The 3,385-nt window shown below is 72.2% G+C and carries 2 protein-coding genes and 1 pseudogene; 1 reads left to right on the forward strand and 2 read right to left on the reverse strand.

Going from position 1 to position 3,385, the window contains the following annotated elements:
* Positions 1–295, reverse strand: a 295-nt coding sequence (locus tag x551_RS25965; protein WP_036250536.1) for a hypothetical protein, incomplete at its 3' end; no start/stop codon positions are given.
* Positions 292–759 (reverse strand): hypothetical protein, encoded by a 468-nt coding sequence (locus x551_RS19945; protein ID WP_036250540.1) that lies wholly within the window; start codon positions 757–759, stop codon positions 292–294. The genes x551_RS25965 and x551_RS19945, both read right to left, overlap by 4 nt.
* A gap of 256 nt (positions 760–1,015) precedes the next feature.
* Between x551_RS19945 and glnE the strand changes: the two are divergent.
* Positions 1,016–3,385 (forward strand): annotated as a pseudogene (gene glnE / locus x551_RS19950) (bifunctional [glutamate--ammonia ligase]-adenylyl-L-tyrosine phosphorylase/[glutamate--ammonia-ligase] adenylyltransferase); the annotation flags it as partial.

Below are 3,385 nucleotides of genomic sequence, written 5' to 3' on the forward strand. Positions count from 1 at the left end.
GCAGCGGCGCGATGTCGGCCGACGGCAGGTCGGCGTAGAGCGTGCCGACCCAGCGGCGCCAATCGCCCGGCCGCGCCAGCAACCCGCCCTGCCCCTCGACCGGCCGCGCCAGCAAGGGCTGCGTGAAATGGCCGCGCAGCGAGAAGCGCTCGCCCCACTCGGCCGGCGGCGTGGCGTCGAGCCGCAGTTCGTGGCGCCGCACGCCGTTGCGCACCACCAGGTCCACCGCGTCGAGCGACAGCGGGGGCGCGCCCCGCAGTTCGTCGGTCCACACCAGGGTGCCACCTTGGATCACGAACTCCTGCTGGCTGAAGAACCAGTCCGTCGCCGCGCCTCATCGCCGGGGCCCGATGACTCCAGTCCGGCCACGAGGATGCGACCGCGCGCGTCGCGTCGCACCTCGAGCCGCGCGCCCTCGACCCGCAACTGGTCGAAGCGCAACCGCCAGCGCCCGTCCCAGCCCGGCAGCAGGGACGACGGCGACAACACGGCGCGCACGCTCGGCAGGCGCAGCGCCTCGCGCGGCTCGATGTCCTGCTGCGGTGCCTCGTACAGCACCACGTCGCGCAGCTCGATGGAACGGGCCCAGCGCCACACCGAGCCGCCATCCGTGACTTCGATCGCGCCGATGCGCACCGGCACGCCCAAGGCGTGGCTCACACGCATCTCCATGTCGGGACGCCAGTGCTCGATACGCGGCAGAATCGCCCACTGCAGAACCAGCCACGCCGCGATCACGATGCTCGACACGAGCAGCACGCCAGCCAGTCCCCAGCGCCCTGCCCTGGCCCAGCCGGAACGTCGCCGGGGCGGGCGGGCGACCGACGGCGGCGGTGACACAGTGGCAGGGGCGGGAGGCGGGATGGACGGCATCGAATGGCAGAACGGGCGGCGGGGCGCGCAGCACGCACGCCTTGCGCGCCGCACTGACTGCACGGCCCGCCACGTGGCCGGCATGCCGCGTCTGGCGCTCCGTCGACGGGCAGCACGCTAGCACAGACCCTTCGGCCACACGATGCGTTCCCTGCCTGAAACAAGCACGAACAACGGCGACGGCCCGGTGAACGCCTGCCCGACCGGACCGGCGCAGGCGGCCCATTCGCGCTTCGTCCAGCGCATCCGCCGCCGCTACCCGGCCGAGTTGGCCTTGCTGCCACCCGGCGTGCCGGGACGCGAAGCCATCGGCGCCTTGATTGACACCCTGCAGTCCGGCGGCCGGGCCCTGCCGGCCGCCTTGCGCGTGGCCCGTCAGCTGGTGATCGAGCGGCTGGCGGTGCTCGACATCGAGGCGCACGCCCCGCTCGACACCGTCACGCTCACCATGAGCACGTTGGCCGAGGTGACGCTGGACCGCGCACTGGCGCAGGCCTTCGCCGACCAGGACGCGCGCCACGGCATCCCGTGCAAGGCCGACGGCCGTCGGGCCGCGTTCTGGGTGCTGGGCATGGGCAAGCTCGGCGCGGTCGAGCTCAACGTGTCGTCGGACATCGACCTGATCTATGTCTATGACGAAGACGGCCAGACGGCCGGTCATGGCAACAGCCGCGCCGGCGCGTCGATCAGCAACCACGAGTACTTCAGCCAGGTGGCGCGCACGCTCTATGCGCTGATCGGCGAGACCACCGAGGACGGCAACGTGTTCCGCGTCGACCTCGCGCTGCGGCCGAACGGCAACTCCGGCCCGCCGGTGGTGAGCCTAGCGATGCTGGAGGAGTACTTCCTCGTGCAGGGCCGCGAGTGGGAACGTTTCGCGTGGCTGAAGAGCCGCGTGGTCGCGCCGGCCAGCGCCATGACCAGCGGCGAGGCGCTGCCGCTGCGCGACGTGGTGATCCCGTTCGTGTTCCGTCGCTACCTCGACTACGGCGTGTTCGAGGGCCTGCGCCAACTGCACCGCAAGATCCGCGATGAGGCGGCGCGGCGCGCCGCCGGACGGCCCGAGCGCGCCAACGACGTGAAGCTGTCGCGTGGCGGCATCCGCGAGATCGAGTTCACCGTGCAGCTGCTGCAGGTGGTGCGCGGTGGCCAGTTCCCCGAGCTGCGCACGCGCTCGACGCTGACCGCGCTGGAGCGGCTGGTCGCGGTCGGCGTGATGAAGCCCGAGACGGCCGGCAAGCTCGCCGAGGCCTACCGCTTCCTGCGCCGGCTGGAACACCGCATCCAGTACCTCGACGACCAGCAGACGCATCTGCTGCCGACCGACGATGCCGATCTCGGTGGATCGCCCGCTCGATGGGGCTGATCTGCACGGCCGACACCTGCGAGCTGCTCGACACGCTGGGCACGCACCGCGAGTTCGTCGCGACCGAGTTCGACGCGCTGCTGCACGACGGCCGCACGCCGGGCGCCGGCGGCTGCAAGAGCTGCGGCGGCCCGCCGCCCCAGCTCGACGGCGAAGCCTTCCTCGAGCGCCTGCCGGCGGCGATCGCCGCGCGCGTGCGGAGCTTCTGCGCGACGCCGAAGGTCGCCGTGCTGCGCGACGAGACGAAGCTGCGGCTGGCCAAGCTGATCGGCCGCGCCTCGCTGGCCATCGACGAGGTCGACATCCGCGAGGACGCGGTGCTTCGCTTCATCGATTGGCTCGAGCCGCTGCTGCGCCGCGAGAGCTACCTGGCGCTGCTGGCCGAACGGCCCGAGGTGCTGAACCGGCTGCTGCGACTGCTGGGCCTGGCGCGCTGGCCGATGCGCTACCTGATGCGCCACCCGGGTGTGATCGACGAGTTGGCCGATGCCCGTGCGCTGCAGGGGCGCTTCGAGCGCGCCGCCTACCTGCGCGACCTGAACGAGCGCCACAGTGCCTGGAAGCGCGGCGGCCAGGCCGACGAGGAGTCGCTGCTCGACACGCTGCGCCGCGCCCACCATGCGGAGGTGTTCCGCACGCTGGTGCGCGACGTCGAGGGAGCGCTCAGCGTCGAGCAGGTGGCCGACGATCTGTCCGCGCTGGCCGACGCCACGCTCGACTGCGCCATCCGCTGGGCCTGGCAGCACCTGCGGCAGCGCCACCGCGACGACCCGCATTTCGCGGTGGTCGCCTACGGCAAGCTTGGCGGCAAGGAGCTCGGCTACGGCTCCGACCTCGACGTGGTGTTCCTGTTCGACGACGCCGACGAGGCTGACCCCGACAAGGCCGCCGAGGTCTACGCCGCCTTCGTGCGCAAGCTGATCACCTGGCTCACGCTGCGCACCGCGGCCGGCGAGCTGTTCGACATCGACACCGCGCTGCGCCCCAACGGCAACTCGGGACTGCTGGTGACCTCGATCGCGTCGTTCGAGCGCTACCAGGCCGGCCGCGGCAGCAACACCGCGTGGACCTGGGAGCACCAGGCGATCACGCGGGCGCGCTGGTGCGCTGGCGAGCCGGCCCTCGCGCCCCGCGTCGAGGCGGTGC

Source organism: Methylibium sp. T29, from assembly GCF_000576205.1.
In the GTDB taxonomy this organism is placed as follows: domain Bacteria; phylum Pseudomonadota; class Gammaproteobacteria; order Burkholderiales; family Burkholderiaceae_C; genus Methylibium; species Methylibium petroleiphilum.